Source organism: Actinokineospora globicatena, assembly GCF_024171945.1.
Classification (GTDB): Bacteria; Actinomycetota; Actinomycetes; order Mycobacteriales; family Pseudonocardiaceae; genus Actinokineospora; species Actinokineospora globicatena.
In genome coordinates this window covers 477,691-494,298 of record NZ_JAMTCR010000006.1, presented here as the reverse complement: position 1 = coordinate 494,298, position 16,608 = coordinate 477,691, and the positions used below count along the sequence as shown (strand labels likewise).

Here is a 16,608-nt window from a genome sequence, read left to right as displayed (position 1 = left end):
CCGGGGGAAGGAGACACCATGAGTCGCACGTGGTCAGACCTCAGCCGCGGCAGGCGCACGGCCGTCGTCGCCGCGGGGGCCGTCCAGCTCGCGCTCGCCGCGTGGGCGTGGACCGACCTCGCCCGCCTGCCGCCGGACCGGGTGCGCGGCCGCAAGTCGTGCTGGGCGGCGGCGATCGCGGTCAACTTCGCCGGGCCGATCGCCTACTGGCGGTGGGGTCGCACGCGCCCTGATCGGGCTCGCGACTGGCACAGCGCCGCCGACACGCGCGACGGCGGGCATCCCGCGGCGGGCTGAGGGCGGGGCAGGCGCCTGCCCCAGAACATCCGCTGGGTCAACCGGCGTGTGGGTCAACCGGCGTGGTCGGCCGCGGGCTAGGAACGGGCCGACACGTACCACAGCACCCCGATGCCGCCCAGCATGAGCAGCACGAACGCGCCCACCATCCAGCGTGCGCGCACCGCCTTGCGCCGCCAATGCTCGTGGTGCCGGCGCTGCGCCTCGCGGCCTTCTTCGGTGTCCCTGCGCCACCGCGGTTCGAGGACGGCAGTGCCACCGGCGATCGCGTCGGCGACCCGCTGCACATCTTCGGCCTCGTACTCGGTTGGCCCGGGCGGAGCTCCCCAGGTGCCGTACGAAGGCTGTTCCCCGCTCCGCACGCCGTTGGCCCAGGCGACCGCCTCGTGGTTCCAGACAACCGGCCACGCCTCCGCGACCTCGGCACGGAGGAGGTGGCTCTCACGAGCCCGAGAAGGTCGACCAGGCCGCGCGATCAAGTCGACCACCGGTACGGGATCGGGAACATCTGACTCCACGGTGCACCTCCGACGGGTCGTGCGGCAACCAGGTTGCCATGCCTCCTCCGATCCCGCGAGGCCCGAACGATCTACGCGGACGGCCGCGGCAACACCGTGGACACCGCGTCCGGCAGGGCATCCCCACGACCTGATCGACTGCTTGCGGTCCGGCGCTAGAGCGTCGGCAGCCGCCGCGGTGCGCCCCCGTCGGCCATGGCGGCCGGGATGACCGCTACCGGGCAGGAGGCGTTGCGCAGGCAGTGGTCGCTCACCGAGCCCAGCAGCGCGGACAGGAGTCCGCCCGCCCCGTGGCTGCCGACCACGAGGAGGTCGGCGGTCCGCGCGGCGGACACGAGGTCGACCCCGGGGCTACCGGTGTGCCGTTCACGGCGCACCGGTACCTCGGGGTGCTCGGCGCACCGCTCGGCGACGGCGTCGGTCAGGTCGGCGGTGTCCTGCCCCGCCGGGCGGGTGGTGACGACGTGCAGCTCGGTGCCGCGGCGGTCGGCCTCCGCGAGCGCCCAGTCGAGCGCGGCCAGGCTCAGCGGTGAGCCGTCGACGCCGACGACCAGTGGTCCGACCGGTGGTGGCACGACCTCCCCCACCACCACTACCGGGCAGGTCGCGTACCGGGCGCAGTGGTGCACCACGGCGCCCGCGGAGCCCGGGTCCCCGGTGTGGCGGCCGAGCACCAGCAGGTCGGCGTGCTCGGCGGCGCGCACCAGGGCGGGACCGGCCGAGCCGGTGCGTTCGCTGTAGCGCACGACCACCGCGGGGTCGACCGCGGCGGCGGCCTCGACCTGGGCCTCGGTGGTGCGGCGCCAGGGCCACGGCGGGCCGCTGCGCCACACCGCGACCGGCTCGACGACGGCACCGCCGCGGCTCGCCGTCGACACGGCCCACGCCAGCGCCGCGGCGGCGTGCGCCGACCCGTCCACCCCGACCACGATCCGCCCGCTCTCAACGCTGCCCACGTCGCCGCTCCCCGTCGTCGCTGTCCCGGCGCAGGGCGAGCCAGAGCAGCACCGCCGCGTACACCGCGCACACCAACTGCCGCCACTGGGCGTCGCGGGTGACCGCCACCTCGATCACGACCCAGCCGTACAGCGCCAACGCGGCCGCCGGGGCGATGAGCCGCGAGAGCGCCGACCCCCGCCGCACCGAGACCGCCGCCACCACCATCGGCACCCCGACGACCACCGCGAGCGCCACACCCGCCAACGGCTTGCTGCCCAACGGCAGCCGCTGGTCGACGACCTCCCCGAAGTCGATCGCGCCGAGCAGGAGCCCGAGAGCGCCCCCGAACGCCACCAGCGCCATCACACCCGCCATCGCCGCGAGCACGGTCATCCGCGTGGTCCCGCGTCGCCGCGGCACGTCCCGCTCCACCGCGCGCCGCGTGGTCGCCGATCCGGCCATCGCCCCTCCTCCATCCGCCTGCCCCGAGCCTGCCCGCCGCGCGCACCCCCGCCCACGGCCCTAGGAACCGACTCGGCCGGGTCCATCGGCACCCGGGGCCGTGGCGGGCCCCGGGGCTCCCGGCACGGCCGGACCGCGGGCGGGTCCGGCCCACCAGCCCGGTGGTGGGCGCCGCCGGGCTGGGTCCCAGCGCGATGGGGGCACCGCGGGGTGGGCGGGTCAGCCGAGCACGGCGCGGGTCTGGGCCGCGATCTCCTTGTCCTCCCGCGCCGTGACCACCCACACGCCGACGGGGGCACCGTCGGGGCTGACGCGGGCGTCGGCGGTGGTCGCGCTGTTGCGGCGCGGGTCGACCGCGATGCCGAGGAAAGCCAGTCCCTCGGCGGTGTCCGCGCGCAGCGCGCAGTCGTGTTCGCCGATGCCACCGGTGAACACGAGCAGGTCGGTGCCCCCCATGGCGGCCGCCATGCCCGCGATGGACTGGCGTAGCCGGTGCAGGTAGACGCGCAGCGCGAGCGCGGACCGGTCGTCGGCGGCGGTGCGGACGTCGCGGAGGTCGGCGTGGCCGCTGAGCCCGGCGAGCCCGGAGTGGTGCTCCAGGCCGTCGGCGAGGTGGTCCGGGGGGAGTTCGCGCAGCAACCACAGCAGCAGGCCGGGGTCGACATCGCCGCTGCGGGTGGCCATCACCAGCCCCGCCAGCGGGGTGAACCCCATCGTGGTGTCCACCGACCGACCGCCGAGGATCGCCGCGAGCGACGCCCCGGCCCCGAGGTGGCAGGTCACGACCCTGGCCAGGTCGGGAGCGAGCCCGGCCAGCGCGGTCGCCCGGCGGGCGGCGTAGGCGTGCGACAGGCCGTGGAAGCCGTACCGGCGCAGGCCCCAGCGCTCGCGCCACGCCTCGGGCAGGGCGTAGGTCGACGCCGCGTCGGGCAGGTCCGCGTGGAAGGCGGTGTCGAAGCAGGCGACCTGGGCGACGCCGGGCAGCAGCGCCGACACCGCGTCGATCCCGGCGACGGCCCGGGGTTGGTGCAGCGGCGCGAGGTCGCCGAGCGCCTCGATGCCCGCGCGGACGCCGTCGTCGACCACCACCGGTCCGGTGTAGACCGAGCCGCCGTGCACGACCCGGTGGCCGACCGCGTCGACGGCGGGCGCGGTGCCGAGGAACTCGGTGAGCACACCGGTGCCACCGTCCCACCGCTGCTCGTCGTGCTCGGCGACCACCGTGTCGTCGTCGTCGAGCACGCGCAGCTTCAGGCTGGAGGACCCCGCGTTGACTACCAGGACCCGCATCAGGCCCATGTCCACTCGCGCACCTCGGGCAGGTCCTCACCGGTGGCGCGGATCCAGTCGTGGTGCCGGTGGCGTTGGTCGACCATGGCCTGGCGCACCCGGGCCGCCCGGGACCCGAGACCCGGCACGCGGTCGATGACGTCGATGACCAGCCGGTAGCGGTCGAGGTCGTTGAGCACCAGCATGTCGAACGGCGTCGTCGTGGTGCCGCGCTCCTTGTACCCGCGCACGTGCAGGTTGTGGTGGTTGGCCCGCCGGTAGGTCAGCCGGTGGATCAGCCACGGGTAGCCGTGGTAGGCGAAGACCACTGGCCGGTCCCGGGTGAACAACGAGTCGAACTCGGCGTCGGCCATGCCGTGCGGGTGTTCGGTGTCGGGCAGCAGGCGCATCAAGTCGACCACGTTGACGACCCGGACCCGCAGTTCGGGCAGGTGCTCGCGCAGCAGGGACGCCGCGGCGAGCACCTCCAGGGTCGGGGCGTCCCCGGCGCAGGCGAGCACCACGTCCGGCTCGGCGACCCCGTCCTCGGTGCCCGCCCACTCCCAGATCCCCGCACCCCGCGCGCAGTGCACGACGGCGTCCTCGACGGACAGCCAGTCGGGGCTCTCGTTCTTGCCCGCGACGATCACGTTGACCTTGTCGCGGCCGCGCAAGCACTCGTCGCCCACCACGAGCAGCGTGTTGGCGTCCGGTGGCAGGTAAACCCGCACCACCTCGGGATCCTTGTTCATGACGTGGTCGATGAACCCGGGGTCCTGGTGGGAGAACCCGTTGTGGTCCTGGCGCCACACGTGCGAGCTGAGCAGGTAGGTCAAGGACGCCACCGGCCTGCGCCAGGGCAGCGCGCGGTGGGTCTTGAGCCACTTCACGTGCTGGTTGACCATCGAGTCCACGATGTGGGTGAACGCCTCGTAGCAGGTGAACACACCGTGTCGCCCGGTCAGCAGGTAGCCCTCCAGCAGCCCCTGGCAGAGGTGCTCGGACAGGACCTCGACCACGCGCCCGTCGGGCACGAGGTGTTCGTCCACCGGCAGCACCTCGGCTTGCCACTGCTTGCCGGTGACCTCGTACACCGCGTCCAGCCGGTTCGAGGCGACCTCGTCCGGGCCGAACAGCCGGAAGTCCCGGGCGCTCGCGTTGAGCACCATCACCTCGCGCAGCATCCGACCGAACACCCGGGTCGGCTCGGCGGTCGAGGCGCCCGGTGCCGCCACCTCGACGGCGTGCGGGCGGACACCGGGCAGGCGCAGGTCGCGCAGCAGCAGGCCACCGTTGGCGTACGGGGTGGCGCCCATGCGCAGCGGTCCGTCAGGAACCAGGGAAACCACCTCGGGACGTGGCCTGCCCGCACCGTCGAACAGCTCGTCCGGCCGGTAGGACCGCAACCACGACTCCAGCAGGCCCAGGTGTCGCGGGTTCTCCCGCACACCCGCGAGGGGTACCTGGTGGGCACGCCAGGTGCCCACGACCGGCTTGCCGTCCACTTCGGACGGTCCGGTCCAGCCCTTGGGGCTGCGCAGCACGAGCACGGGCCAGCGCGGCCTGCCCGCGCGGGCGCCTCGGCGGGCGGCCTGCTGGATCCGGGCGATCTCGTCGAACACCTCGTCGAGCACCTCGGCCATCCTGGCGTGCATGGCGGCCGGGTCGTCGCCCTCGACGTAGTGCGGTGCGTGACCGTAGCCGCGCAGCAGGGCGTCGAGCTCGTCGTGCGGGATCCGGGCGAGCAGCGTGGGGTTGGCGATCTTGTAGCCGTTGAGGTGCAGGATGGGCAGCACGGCGCCGTCGTGCACCGGGTCGAGGAACTTGTTGGCGTGCCAACTCGCCGCCAGCGGGCCCGTCTCGGCCTCGCCGTCGCCGATCACGCACGCCACCACCAGGTCCGGGTTGTCGAACGCGGCTCCGTAGGCGTGCGCGAGCGAGTAGCCCAGCTCACCGCCCTCGTGGATCGAGCCGGGCACCTGCGGCGCCGCATGGCTCGGCACGCCGCCGGGGAAGGAGAACTGCCGGAACAGCGCGCGCATGCCGTCCAGGTTCTGGGCGACCGCGGGGTCGACCTCGCTGTAGCTGCCCTCCAACCAGGTGTTTGCCAGCAGCGCCGGGCCACCGTGCCCGGGACCGGTGACGAACAGCACCGGGGTGGACCGGTCTCGGATCACCCGGTTGAGGTGTGCCTGCAGGAAGTTCAGGCCGGGCGTGGTGCCCCAGTGCCCGAGCAGGCGGGGCTTGACGTGCCCGACGGCGAGCGGCTCCGCCAGCAGGGGGTTGTCGAGCAAGTAGATCTGCCCGACCGACAGGTAGTTCGCGGCCCGCCAGTAGGCGTCGACAACGGCCAAGTCGGTCACCAGGGTCTCCTTCGCGAGCACCAAGACGCGGTCGGGGACAACGCTAGGGCCCCCGCCGGGTGGCCGCCGATGGCCGAGGTCCCGCCAGAGCCGGGACTTTCGCTGTCGACCCGGTGCCCTCCGCCGGTTCCCCGCGCCCCCGGCCCCGGCGTTCACTCGGTGCCCCGGGGGACGTGAGGTGGAGGAACCCATGCGCACCAGGCAGATCGAGAACGTGATGGTCACCGACCCGGCCGCGGCGACACCCGAGACCGGGTTCGTCGACCTGGTCCGGCTGATGACCGAGCGCGGGGTCGGCGCGCTGCCGGTCGTCGACGCGGACGGCCATGTGCTCGGCGTGGTGTCCGAGAGCGACCTGATCGCCAAGGAGAGCGTGCGGGAACGGCCCCGGGCCGCCCTGGCCCTGCTGCACCGGCACGCCGAGCGGGTCAAGTCCAGGGGCACCACCGCGGGCGAGCTGATGACCTCGCCCGCGGTCACCGTGCCCAGGGACGCGACGGTCCCGCACGCCGCGCGGCTGATGGCCGACCACCGCGTCCGGCGGCTGCCCGTGGTCGACGCCGACGGGGTGCTCGTGGGCGTCGTGGACCAGGGCGACCTGCTGCGGGTGTTCCTGCGGCCCGACGACGCCATCGCCGAGGAGATCGCGGCGGAGGTGTTCCTGCGCGCGATGGGCCTGTCCCCCGCGGGCGTGGCGATCCGGGTGGACGCCGGGTTGGTCCACCTCGACGGCCAGGTCGAGCGGCGCAGCTGGGTGGCCGTCATCGACTCGCTCACGCGGTCCGTCGACGGTGTGGTCGACCTGCGCAACCAGCTGACCTACCAGTGGGACGACACCGGCGTGACGATCCCCGAGGCGATGGTCGTCGACATCACCCACGAACCCCGCTGACCGACGACGCCCGCCGATGACGCCTCGGGCCCGGTGCGGTGGTCCACCGCACCGGGCCCGTCGCGGCCACGGGATCAGTCGTCGGCGGGCACGACCCTGGTCAGCGGCCTGCGCGAGGTGGGCGGGGCGGCCGCGCCGCGTAGCCGAGCCGGAGCAGGACCTGCGGGTAGCCGGCCAGCCGCAGCCGCTCGATAAGACCCGCGCGGGCCTCGGGCACGTGCAGCGGCTGCGTCATGATCGAGCAGGCGAGCCCGGCGGCGACCGCGGCGAGCCAGAGCCGCTGCGTGAGCATCCCCGCGCGCAGGTGGTCGCCGCGCCCGTCGCCGGTGGTGCCGACCAGCAGGTAGGACTCCCCGGCCAGGCGCTCGGCCAGCACGGCGTCGTCGGGCACCGGCGTCGCCCGGTCGACGAGCCCCGCCCAGGGCAGCGACCACGACGCGTCGCCCGTCGCGATCCCCGCTGCTCCCCGCCACGCGGCGAGTTCGCGCTGGTAGGCGCGGTCGTCGCGGAGGACGAGCGCGCTGTGGGAGAGCACCCTGGCCAGGTGGGTGTGGTCGTCGCCGCCCAGCGTGTGCGCCACCACGCCGGGCACCCGCACATCGGCGGCGGTGTCCAGCAGGGTCCGGAGCAGAGCGGGTGCGACCGGCTTGTCGGCGAACGGGCCGCGGTGGCTGCGCCTGCGCGCGATCGCGCGGTACTCGGCGGTCTCGGTCTCGGTGGGCGCCGAGCGCTCACCCGCCTCGACCCTGGCCACGGCACCGGGCGCGGCCGCGTCGGGGAACTGCCGCCACGGCGCCGTCCAGCCCAGCTCGCGCACGGCCAACCGCAGGTTCGCGACCGCGGCGCCGCAGGAGATCAGCCGGTCTCGGCCCGTCGGGTCGTGCTGGGGGAGGCTGACCTCGGCCCGCTCGAACACCGTCGCCGTGCGGCCCGCCAGCCGCAGCGACCACGGCTGGCTGTTGTGCACCGATGGCGCGGCGGCGAGCACGGCGGCGAGCACGGCCACCTCGTCCCCGGTCCACCGCGGGGACGAGGCGCTGGCCGCCTCGGTCGGGTCGGGCAGGTGTCGCGCGGTGCTCACGGTGCCTCCGATCACGGGTGGACGACGGCGACGGGGCAGGCGCTGTGGTGCAGCACGGCGCGGCTGGTGGAACCCATGCCCAGTCCGGTCAGCAACCGCCTGCCGCGGCGGCCGACCACCACCAGGCGGGCTCCGGCACTGCGCTCGACCAGGGCCTGGGCGGCTCGACCGCGCACGACGACGCGGTCGACGGCGACGTCCGGGTACCGCTCGGCGAACCCGGCGGTCACCTCCGCGAGTGCCAGCCGCGCGTCCTCGGCGATCGCGTCCCAGTCCACCACGATCGGCACCGGTACCCACGCGCCCGCGTACGCGGTGTCGTTCCACGCGTGCACGACCACCAGCCCGGCCCCTCGCCGGGACGCCTCGGCGAAGGCGAACTCCAGGGTGGCGGTGCTCGACTCCGAGCCGTCCACACCGACCACCACCGGCCCGCTGTCGCTCTCGGTACCGCGGACCACCACCACCGGGCACCCGGCGTGCGCGCTGACCGAGTCCGACACCGAGCCGAGCAGCAGGCCCTCGAACCCGTTGAGCCCGCGGTGCCCGGTCACCACGACCGCGGCCCCGTCGGAAACCGCGAGCAGCCGTTCCACCGGCCACCCGGGGAGCAGTTCGGTGCGGACCGCCACGTCCGGCCGCAGCCGCTCGACCTCCTTGGCCGCCTCCGCCAGCCACTGCCCGCCCTGCTCGCGCAGCGCGTCGGTGAGCTCGTCGCTCGCGGCGCCGTCGAGCGGGTAGCGCACCGACGGCGGGACGTACACGTGGACGAGGTGCAGCGGCAGTCCCCGTGCCCCGGCCTCGTCCGCGGCCCAGGCGACGGCGGCCGCGCTCGACGGCGACCCGTCGACCGCGGCGATGACAGGGGATCGGCTGGTGGTGCTCACGGCGCACTCCTCAAACCAGGCGGTGTTTGTCCCGTCCACTCTCGCGCCGCGCAGGCACCCCGGGGCAGCACCGGAGGCCACCGGGTTCGGGGACCTTGGTCCCAGGTCGACCAGGGCGGCGGTGGCAGGCGCAAGACCCGGCGAGCGCGGCCGTTGGTCCCTGTCGCGGGCGGCCCGGGGTGCCGACGATGGCTTGGGGCACAACGCGACGGAGGCCACCGGTGAGCACCCGACCCGACCAGCGGACGCTGCGGCTCGCGCTCGCGGTGTCCACCCGGGCGCCCTCCGCCAACAACACCCAGCCGTGGCGGTGGGTGTCGGCCGCGGGGGCGCTGCACCTCGTCGCCGACCGGACCTGGCAGGACGGTGCGTCGGGTCCGGACGGACACGACGTGGAGATCAGCTGCGGGGCGGCCCTGCACCACCTGGGCACCGCGCTCGCCGCGCTGGGCGTGCGCACGGCGATCAGCACGGCACCGTCGCCGACCGAGCCCGACCACCTGGCCGTGGTCGAGGTGGTCGGGCCGCACTCCCCGTCGGCGGCGGAGCTCACCATGGCCGGGGCGATCAGCGCCCGGCGCACCGAACGGCGTCCGTTCTCCCCCGACCCCGTGCCCGCCGACCTGCTCACCACCCTGCGCCTGCGCGCCGAGCGGTACGGCGTCCTGCTCACCCCCGTCACCGGTGACGTCGAGCGGCACCGGTTCGCGGTGGCGGTGGACCACGCGGCCGCGAACCCGCCCCTCGGCTCGTGGGCCGCGGCGGACGAGCTGTCCGCGGGGGCGCTGCTCCTGCTGTCCACCAAGGGGGACGGCACCGCGGACCGGGTGGGGGCGGGTCAGGCGACCAGCGCCGTCCTGCTCACCGCCACCGCCATGGGGCTCGCGTCCTGCGCGTTGTCGCAGCCCCTCGCCGACCCCCGCTACCGCGCCGAGGTCAGCGACCGCCTGCTGCGCCGGTACCGCACACCGCACCTGTTCCTGCGGATCGGCTACGGGCTACCTGCGCCCGCACCGCCGAGGACACCGCGCAGGCCCTGGTCGGAGTGCTACACGGAACTGCCCGAGGTCGCGCTCGGCTGACCGGCCACCCGGTTCCGGCCGATCACGGCGAAGGTGGACGGAGGACCGCTTCCGGGACGCGACCGGCGTCCCGCCGCCGTGCTGCGCACCGCGCCCGGCCGGGGCCCGTGTTCACACCGCGCTCTCCGGTTCACTGTGGACGTTGACGCGCACGACGCCGGGAACGGCCTCGGCCAGCACCCGCGCGACCTGGCGGTCGGCAGGCTCGTCGTACCGGTCGGTGATCTCGGCGGAGCCGAGGGCGACCCGGACGGTCCACCGGCTGGGTCCGCCGAGGACGGCCAGCCGCCCGCGCAGGTCGGCGGCGACCTCCTCGTCGGACCGCGCCAGCACCCGCACCAGGTCGCGCCGGGTCACCACCCCCACCAGGCGCGAGCCGTCCACGATCGGCACGCAGCGGCGGCGGTCGTCGACCATGACCCTGGCGAGCACACCCGTGTCGGTGCCCGCGCTCATCGCGACGGCGGGTGTGGTCATGACCTCGGCGACCGAGGTCGGCAGGTGCGGGTCGGCCCGGCGGCCGGTGCGCGACCGCGAGTCGGTGGCGAATCGGCCCCGCAGGAGGTCTGCCTCGGTGACGATCCCGATCAGGCGGTCGTCGTCGTCCACCACCGGGAGCGCCGTGTACCCCTTGTCCACCAGCAGCTCCGCGGCCCTGGTGACCGGCGTGTCCGGTCCGACCGTCAGCACCGGTGCCGACATCACATCACGCGCTCGCATCGGGTCTCCTCCCAACGGGGTCGTCCGCACCGACGCTAGGGGACGAGTCCGCGGGCGCGCCGCTGTCCGAAGTCCCGCGTGAGCAGGGACCTTGGCTCCGCGGACACCGACCCGGTCCGGGACGCGGAGGGGGCGGGTCGGCCAGCGTGCGCACGGCCGCCCGGCATCACGCGTCCGCCACCCGCACCACGTCGGCGAACGGCCTGCGCGGGGTGGGCCCGAACTCCCGCGCCGGGTAGCCCACGCGCAGCAATCCCTGCGGGTAGCCGGGGCGCTCGAGCCGCTCGACGAGCCCGGCCCGCGCCTCGGGTACGTGCAGCGGCTGGGTCAGCACCGAGGCGGCGCGGCGGCCACCCGCAGCGCGTCGACCAGCGCGGGGGCGACCGGTCGGTCGGCGAAGGGGCCACGGTGGCTGTGCCTGCGGGCGATGGCCCGGTAGGCGGCGAGTTCGGTGTCGGTGATCGGCGCGGGCGCCGGGGCGTCGACCTCGGCGAGGGCGCCGGGTGCGGCGGGGTCGGGGAACTGCCGCCACGGCGCGGCCCAGCCCAGCCTGCGCACCGCCAGCCGCAGGTTGGTGACCGCGGCGCCGCAGGAGATCAGCCGGTCCCGGCCGAGGGGGTCGTGCCTGGGCAGCACCACGTCCACCCGCTCGTGCACCACGGCGCGGCGACCGCTCAGGCGCAGCGTCCAGGGTTGGCTGTTGTGCACCGAGGGCGCGCGGGTGAACGCGGCCGCCAGCACCGCGGTGTCGTCCTCGCTCCAGCGCTCGGTCGGGTCCATGGTCGTCACCTCCCTGCGCGCACCGCGGCGACCCGGCACGTGCCGCCGTGCAGCACAGCGCGGGCGGAGGGGCCCGGTCCTGTGTGGACCGGGCCGGGAGCGGGTCAGTGACCGGTCGCGGTGACCGGGATCTGCTTGCCCTCGGGCGACTCGCGCAGCGGCACCCGCAACTCGAGCACCCCGTCGCGGCAGGTCGCCTTGATCGCGTCGACGTCGGCTCCGCGCGGGAGGGTGACCGAGCGGGCCGCGAGCCCGTAGTGGAACTCGCTGCGGCCGCGCTGGTGCTTGGCCTCGGAGCGCTCGGTCGCCACCGTGAGCACGTCGCCCTGGACGGTCACCTTGACGCCCTCCTCCGGGTCGACGCCGGGCACCTCGGCGCGCAGCACGTACACGCCGTCGGCGATGTGGTCCTCGACGCGCAGCAGGTGCCGGTCGTAGAACGGGAACGCCTCGAACAGGCGGGCGAGGTCGGGGACGAAGGCGGACCTCGGCAGGATGCTGGTCATCGTGGTTCCCTCCCAGGGTTGGGGTCTCGGTCCACCCCAGACTCCCCCGGGCCCGCGCTCGCGAACACCGACCGGCGACACCCGTGGAACGGGACCTTCGTCCTGGCGGTCCACCTCGACCGAGGGCGCGGTCCGCACCCGAGGCGAGCCGAACGTACCGCTGAAACGCGGGAACAGGGGGCCCGGGGTCACCGCCTCGGCCCGAGGACCTCGATGCCCCGGCTGTTCTCTTCCGCTGCCCGCGGCGGGCTGGACGCCCACGGCGGCGCACAGGCCGTCCCGGCCCCACAACCACGTGATCACGTGATGTCCCTCTTGGCTCCCGGCGTGGTTTCTTGGTGCCCGTCCTGACGGAGGTTCGCGCGGAACGCGGCCCGGCAGGTGGGTCGCCACAGGCACGCTTGGAGGATTCCATGGGCACGGTGTCCCGACGCGCGGTGATCGCGGGCGGAGTCGCGGCCGGAGGGGCGGTGGTCGGCGGCGCGGCGGTGCCCGCGCTGGGTGGGTCGGCGGTGGCGGCGCAGTCCCCCGTCGAGCCGCTGGTGACCGTGCTGCGCGAGGACCCCCGGCACCCCGGGTTGTCGCGGGGGCAGAACCAGCGGTTCGCGAGCGACCCGGAGTGCGTGTACCTGCCGACGACGACCGCGCAGGTGGTCACCGCCGTGCAGCGGGCCGTCCACGCCGGGCGCAAGGTCACCGTGCGCTCGGGTGGGCACTGCTACGAGGACTTCGTCGACGCGCCGGACACCGAGGTCATCGTGGACATGTCCGGGATGAGCGGGGTCACCTTCGACGCGGGCCGCACCGCGTTCCAGGTCGAGGCGGGCGCGCGGCTCGGCGACGTGTACTCGACGCTGTTCAAGCGCTGGGGCGTGACCCTGCCCGGCGGCTCCTGCCACACCGTCGGCGCGGGCGGGCACGTGCCCGGCGCGGGGTACGGGCAGCTGAGCCGGGCGTTCGGCGTGATCGTCGACCACCTGTACGCCGTCGAGGTGGTCGTGGTGGACAGCACCGGCACCGCCCGCGCCGTGGTCGCCACCCGCGAGGCGGGCGACCCCAACCGCGAGCTGTGGTGGGCGCACACCGGTGGCGGCGGCGGCAGTTTCGGCATCGCCACCCGGTTCTGGTTCCGCAGCCCCGGCGCCACCGGCACCGACCCGTCCGCGCTGCTGCCCGCGCCGCCCGCCGAGGTGTGGATCCACCGGGTGGAGTGGTCCTGGGAGGGGCTGACGAAGGCCAGGTTCACCCGTCTCCTGCGCAACTACGGCACCTGGCACACCCGCAACAGCGGCGCCGATTCCCCCTACACCGGGCTGTTCGCCCGCCTGGAACTCAGCACCCGGGTGAGCGCGCCGATCCACATGGTGGTGCAGGTGGACGCGACCCGCCCGGACGCGCGCGCCCTGCTGGACTCCTTCCTCGCCGAGGTCCGCGCCGGGGTCGACGTCGCGACGACGGTCACCGACGACCGCAAGCTGCCGTGGTTGCACTCCACGGGCTGGCAGGGCCTGTGGGTGTCGAGTCCGACCGACCGCTACAAGTACAAGAGCAGCTACCACCGGCGCGGCTTCACTACCAGCCAGATCGAGGCGTTCTGGGAGCAGCTCGCCGAGACCCGGTACGCGCACCTGGGCTTCGCGGTGTCCATCGCCTCCTACGGCGGTCGGGTCAACACCGTCGCGAGCGACGCCACGGCCGACCCGCACCGCGACTCGGTGCTCAAGCTCCTGTGGGGCACGACCTGGTCGGAGGCCGCTGAGGACGCCTCGCACCTGCCGTGGCACCAGACCTTCTACCGCGCCGTCTACGCCGACACCGGCGGCGTGCCCGTCACCAACGCCGACACCGACGGCTGCTTCATCAACTACGCCGACATCGACCTCGGCGACCCGAGGTGGAACACCTCGGGAGTGGCCTGGCACCAGCTGTACTTCAAGGACAGCTACCCCAGGCTGCAGCGGGCCAAGGCCAGATTCGACCCGCGTGAGGTATTCCGGCACGCCCAGTCGATCCGGCTGCCAGGCTGACCACCGCCGCCAGATGACCCCGGTGGCGGGCGCGTCGAGCACCAACCCCACCTCGGCGCCGACCCGCGCACTGGTCGACCACAGGCACTCGCGCAGCACTGGCCTCACGCTCGCCCCGCAGACTGTCACCGTCTAGGAAATCGCCTGCCGGGGTGGGTGCTCATCGAGGTCTCCGTTCGTGTGGCTGGTCGGTGGCCGAAGGCGTCAGGCCACCTCTCGTGGGCAAGAGGAGCAGGTGCGCCCGCGGGACACGGGCGCACCTGTCCTTTGTGGTCAGTAGCTGGAGACGGCGTCGTTGCCGTTGGCGCCACTCATGGAGTCGTGGTCGACGATGCCGGCGAGCTGGGTCAGGTCCGTGGAGGCGAGGACACACATCCATAGCGCAGGACTGGAGTGCGATCTCCGTCCTCTGTGGAGGAACACGAGCAACCTCAGCAGCCGATCCGGGTGTCGCCGTGGTCGGTGGCGCAGGTGTCGGTGCCGAGGCCGCCGTTGGCGGTGTCGCCGCCGACGCCGTCCTGGACGTCGATGGTGTCGTTGCCGAGGCTGCCGCTCATCGAGTCGGTGCCGTCGTGGTCGATGAGGGTGTCGTTGCCCGGGCCGCCGTAGATGGTGTCTGCGCCGTTGTCGAACAGGTGCAGGAGGAGGTCGAGGAGGGTCTCGCCGTAGGTCGAGTCGTTCCCGGTTCCCGCGTGGATGGTGTCGTTCCCGTTGCCGCCGCTCACGACGTCATCGCCCGCGCCCGCGTGGATGGTGTCGTCGCCGTTGCCGCCGTTGATCGAGTCGTCGCCGCCGAGGCCGCAGATCACGTCGGCGGCGTTGGTGCCGATCAGCGTGTCGTCGCCGGGTGTGCCGGTGATGGTGCAGCCGAGCGAGTTGGTGATGGTGGTGGACTGGTTGGCGGAGTTGTTGCCCGCCAGGGAGTCGGGCTCGGCTGCGGAGACGGTGGAAGTGGCGGTGGCCGTGCCGGTGGCCGACGGGGTCACCGTGATGGTCGCGATGGCCGAGCCGGAGGCCGAGATCGCACCCAACGCGCAGGACACCGTCAGGGAGCTGACCGTGCAGGAGCCCTGGGAGGAGGTGACCGAGTTGATCGTCACCGGACCGGTCAGGGTGGTGGAGGTGGTCACCGCGGTGGCGTTGGACGGTCCGGCGTTGGCCGCGGTGACGGTGTAGGTGTACGGATCGCCGCCCAGTGCCACGGGGTCGGCGGAGTCGGTCACCGAGACCGACAGATCGGCGTCGACGTAGGTGAACCGGTCCGCGGCCGAGGTGGCGCTGGTCCCGGTCGGCGTGGTGACGGTGACATCGACCGCCCCGGCCGCGCCCGCGGGCGCCACAGCGGTGATGGTGGTGTCGTTCACGACGGTGAACGAGGTCGCGGGGGTCGCGCCGAAGCGGACCGCGGTGGCGTTGGCGAGGTCGGCGCCGGTCACGGTGGCGGCCGTGCCGCCTGCGGTCGGGCCGCTGCCCGGGCTGACCGCGGTGACCTGCGGCTGGATCACCTGCGTGGTGACCACGCCGAACGGACCGGAACCGACCGGGATGGTCGAGGTCACCGTGTTCGTGGCGGTGTCGATGGTGGCCACGGAGGAGGCGCCGTTGTTGGTGGCGAACACGGTCGCGCCGTCGGCGGTGATGGTGACGCGGCTGGGGTTGCTGCCGACCGAGACGGTCGCGGTCAGGGTGTTGGTGGCCGTGGAGATCACCGAGACCGTGTCGGGGCCGATGTTCGCGACGTAGACGTGGCTGCCGTCGGGCGAGGCGACCACGCCCGCCGAAATGGCGCTGGCGCCGAGGGCCAGGGTGCCGGTGACCGTGTTGGTCGCGGTGTCGATCACGACCACGACGCCGCCGCGGTGCGCGACCTAGAGCCGGGTGCCGTCCGGGGTGACGGCCTGGCCCGTCGGCCGCGCCTGCCCGGTGCCGATCGTCGCGGTGACCGTGGTGGTGGCGACGTCGAGCACCGACACGGAGGAGGACAGGTTGTTGGTGACGTACGCGGTGGCGCCATCGGGGCTGATGGCCACCGTCGAGGGGGACGACCCGACCGCGGCGGTCGCGATCACCGTGTTCGTGCTCGTGTCGATCGTCGAGACCGAGTTGCCGCCGCTGTTGGCGACCACGATCCGCGTGCCGTCCGGCGTGATCGCCAGGCCCGAGGACGTGGAACTCAGCGGGATGGTCGCCACCGCGCTCGCCGTGACGGTATCGATCACCGAGACACCACCCGCGAACTGGGTGACGTACACGCGCGAGCCGTCCGGCGTGGCGACCAGTTCCAGAGGCGCGGCGCCGACGACGATGTTCGAGACCGTGGACGCGGTCACGGTGTCGTACACGGTCACCGTGTTGCCACCGCTGTTGGCTACGTAGGCGAACTGGTGGGTGACAACAGGCACCGCGGCGGCAGGCTGCGCGGTGACGGCGACCACCCCGGCCGATACCACTGACACACCCACCGCCAAAGCCACCCTCCGCCGCCACCCGGATCGACGGCGCGGTGCCTGCGAGAACGCGACATCCATGAGTTGGTATCCCTTCAACGGGTCCAAGCCCGCCCTGGGCCGCCCGCACTGAGCGGCGAGGTGGCGGGCACAATCGCGGATACGTGGCAAATCGGCACGACAAAGCAGAGGCGACATGGAGCAGCACGACCTGAGCGGGTCCCGCACCCACCTCGTTGAATAATCTCTCTCGTCACGCGCACAATGACAAGCGCTAACGTGCCAGCACTTTGCAACCTTTACCCTGCTTGAGCGCAGAGTTCCTTCGACCGCGCCGT

General features: G+C 73.9%; 18 protein-coding genes. 5 read left to right on the top strand and 13 right to left on the bottom strand.

The window, feature by feature from the left end:
* Positions 1-18: 18 nt before the first annotated feature.
* A complete protein-coding gene (locus tag LV79_RS29750; protein WP_253841606.1) occupies positions 19-297 on the top strand; it encodes a PLDc N-terminal domain-containing protein in 279 nt (92 codons plus the stop codon).
* Between the two features lie 77 nt (positions 298-374).
* Here LV79_RS29750 and LV79_RS29745 read toward each other — a convergent pair whose 3' ends face one another.
* The 5 genes from LV79_RS29745 to LV79_RS29725 all read right to left on the bottom strand — a co-directional run bounded on the left by LV79_RS29745 (position 375) and on the right by LV79_RS29725 (position 5,848).
* Complete coding sequence (locus LV79_RS29745; protein WP_253841605.1) at positions 375-815, bottom strand: hypothetical protein; 441 nt, start codon at positions 813-815, stop codon at positions 375-377.
* A 155-nt stretch (positions 816-970) separates the two neighbouring features.
* Positions 971-1,771, bottom strand: a complete 801-nt coding sequence (locus tag LV79_RS34695; protein WP_253841604.1) for a universal stress protein — start codon at positions 1,769-1,771, stop codon at positions 971-973.
* Complete coding sequence (locus tag LV79_RS29735) at positions 1,758-2,216, bottom strand: hypothetical protein (protein WP_253841603.1); 459 nt, start codon at positions 2,214-2,216, stop codon at positions 1,758-1,760. The genes LV79_RS34695 and LV79_RS29735 overlap by 14 nt, the downstream gene beginning before the upstream one ends.
* A gap of 219 nt (positions 2,217-2,435) precedes the next feature.
* Positions 2,436-3,515, bottom strand: coding sequence for an acetate/propionate family kinase (locus LV79_RS29730; protein WP_253841880.1), 1,080 nt, complete (start codon positions 3,513-3,515; stop codon positions 2,436-2,438).
* Positions 3,506-5,848 carry a phosphoketolase family protein gene (locus LV79_RS29725; RefSeq protein ID WP_253841602.1) on the bottom strand — a complete coding sequence of 781 codons (2,343 nt, stop codon included), beginning with the start codon at positions 5,846-5,848 and terminating at the stop codon, positions 3,506-3,508. Before LV79_RS29725 ends, LV79_RS29730 begins: the two co-directional genes overlap by 10 nt.
* A gap of 190 nt (positions 5,849-6,038) precedes the next feature.
* On the opposite strand from LV79_RS29725, the gene LV79_RS29720 reads away from it, so the two are divergent.
* The gene (locus LV79_RS29720) at positions 6,039-6,740 is read left to right on the top strand and encodes a CBS domain-containing protein (RefSeq protein ID WP_253841601.1); all 702 of its coding nucleotides are present in this window, start codon (positions 6,039-6,041) and stop codon (positions 6,738-6,740) included.
* A gap of 100 nt (positions 6,741-6,840) precedes the next feature.
* Here the strand turns inward: LV79_RS29720 and LV79_RS29715 are convergent, their stop codons facing one another.
* A complete protein-coding gene (locus LV79_RS29715) occupies positions 6,841-7,821 on the bottom strand; it encodes an Acg family FMN-binding oxidoreductase (protein ID WP_253841600.1) in 981 nt (326 codons plus the stop codon).
* Between the two features lie 11 nt (positions 7,822-7,832).
* Positions 7,833-8,708, bottom strand: coding sequence for a universal stress protein (locus LV79_RS29710; protein WP_253841599.1), 876 nt, complete (start codon positions 8,706-8,708; stop codon positions 7,833-7,835).
* 221 nt (positions 8,709-8,929) lie between these two features.
* On the opposite strand from LV79_RS29710, the gene LV79_RS29705 reads away from it, so the two are divergent.
* Positions 8,930-9,790: a nitroreductase family protein gene (locus LV79_RS29705; protein ID WP_253841598.1), complete on the top strand. Its 861-nt coding sequence runs from the start codon at positions 8,930-8,932 to the stop codon at positions 9,788-9,790.
* 111 nt (positions 9,791-9,901) lie between these two features.
* Here LV79_RS29705 and LV79_RS29700 read toward each other — a convergent pair whose 3' ends face one another.
* From LV79_RS29700 to LV79_RS29685, 4 genes are all read right to left on the bottom strand, one after another.
* On the bottom strand, positions 9,902-10,510 hold the full coding sequence (locus tag LV79_RS29700) for a CBS domain-containing protein (RefSeq protein ID WP_253841597.1): 609 nt from the start codon (positions 10,508-10,510) through the stop codon (positions 9,902-9,904).
* Between the two features lie 166 nt (positions 10,511-10,676).
* The gene (locus LV79_RS29695; RefSeq protein ID WP_253841596.1) at positions 10,677-10,844 is read right to left on the bottom strand and encodes a hypothetical protein; all 168 of its coding nucleotides are present in this window, start codon (positions 10,842-10,844) and stop codon (positions 10,677-10,679) included.
* Positions 10,838-11,290, bottom strand: coding sequence for a hypothetical protein (locus LV79_RS29690; protein WP_253841595.1), 453 nt, complete (start codon positions 11,288-11,290; stop codon positions 10,838-10,840). Before LV79_RS29690 ends, LV79_RS29695 begins: the two co-directional genes overlap by 7 nt.
* A gap of 104 nt (positions 11,291-11,394) precedes the next feature.
* The gene (locus tag LV79_RS29685; protein WP_253841594.1) at positions 11,395-11,796 is read right to left on the bottom strand and encodes an Hsp20/alpha crystallin family protein; all 402 of its coding nucleotides are present in this window, start codon (positions 11,794-11,796) and stop codon (positions 11,395-11,397) included.
* A 413-nt stretch (positions 11,797-12,209) separates the two neighbouring features.
* Here LV79_RS29685 and LV79_RS29680 point away from each other — a divergent pair, with 413 nt between their 5' ends.
* On the top strand, positions 12,210-13,823 hold the full coding sequence (locus tag LV79_RS29680; protein WP_253841593.1) for an FAD-binding oxidoreductase: 1,614 nt from the start codon (positions 12,210-12,212) through the stop codon (positions 13,821-13,823).
* A gap of 13 nt (positions 13,824-13,836) precedes the next feature.
* Complete coding sequence (locus LV79_RS34220) at positions 13,837-13,959, top strand: hypothetical protein (protein ID WP_285470265.1); 123 nt, start codon at positions 13,837-13,839, stop codon at positions 13,957-13,959.
* 295 nt (positions 13,960-14,254) lie between these two features.
* Here LV79_RS34220 and LV79_RS29675 read toward each other — a convergent pair whose 3' ends face one another.
* Positions 14,255-15,670, bottom strand: a complete 1,416-nt coding sequence (locus LV79_RS29675; protein ID WP_253841592.1) for an IPT/TIG domain-containing protein — start codon at positions 15,668-15,670, stop codon at positions 14,255-14,257.
* Positions 15,671-15,691: 21 nt separating this feature from the next.
* Entirely contained in the window at positions 15,692-16,285 is a 594-nt protein-coding gene (locus LV79_RS29670; protein ID WP_253841591.1) for a YncE family protein, read from the bottom strand.
* Between the last annotated feature and the right edge of the window lie 323 nt (positions 16,286-16,608).

Coding starts and splice junctions, on each gene's coding strand:
- LV79_RS29730 (WP_253841880.1), bottom strand. CDS start 3,515: ATGGGCCTGATGCGGGTCCTGGTAGTCAACGCGGGGTCCTCCAGCCTG.
- LV79_RS34220 (WP_285470265.1), top strand. CDS start 13,837: ATGACCCCGGTGGCGGGCGCGTCGAGCACCAACCCCACCTCGGCGCCG.
- LV79_RS29750 (WP_253841606.1), top strand. CDS start 19: ATGAGTCGCACGTGGTCAGACCTCAGCCGCGGCAGGCGCACGGCCGTC.
- LV79_RS29735 (WP_253841603.1), bottom strand. CDS start 2,216: ATGGCCGGATCGGCGACCACGCGGCGCGCGGTGGAGCGGGACGTGCCG.
- LV79_RS29685 (WP_253841594.1), bottom strand. CDS start 11,796: ATGACCAGCATCCTGCCGAGGTCCGCCTTCGTCCCCGACCTCGCCCGC.
- LV79_RS29700 (WP_253841597.1), bottom strand. CDS start 10,510: ATGCGAGCGCGTGATGTGATGTCGGCACCGGTGCTGACGGTCGGACCG.
- LV79_RS29690 (WP_253841595.1), bottom strand. CDS start 11,290: ATGGACCCGACCGAGCGCTGGAGCGAGGACGACACCGCGGTGCTGGCG.
- LV79_RS29720 (WP_253841601.1), top strand. CDS start 6,039: ATGCGCACCAGGCAGATCGAGAACGTGATGGTCACCGACCCGGCCGCG.
- LV79_RS29680 (WP_253841593.1), top strand. CDS start 12,210: ATGGGCACGGTGTCCCGACGCGCGGTGATCGCGGGCGGAGTCGCGGCC.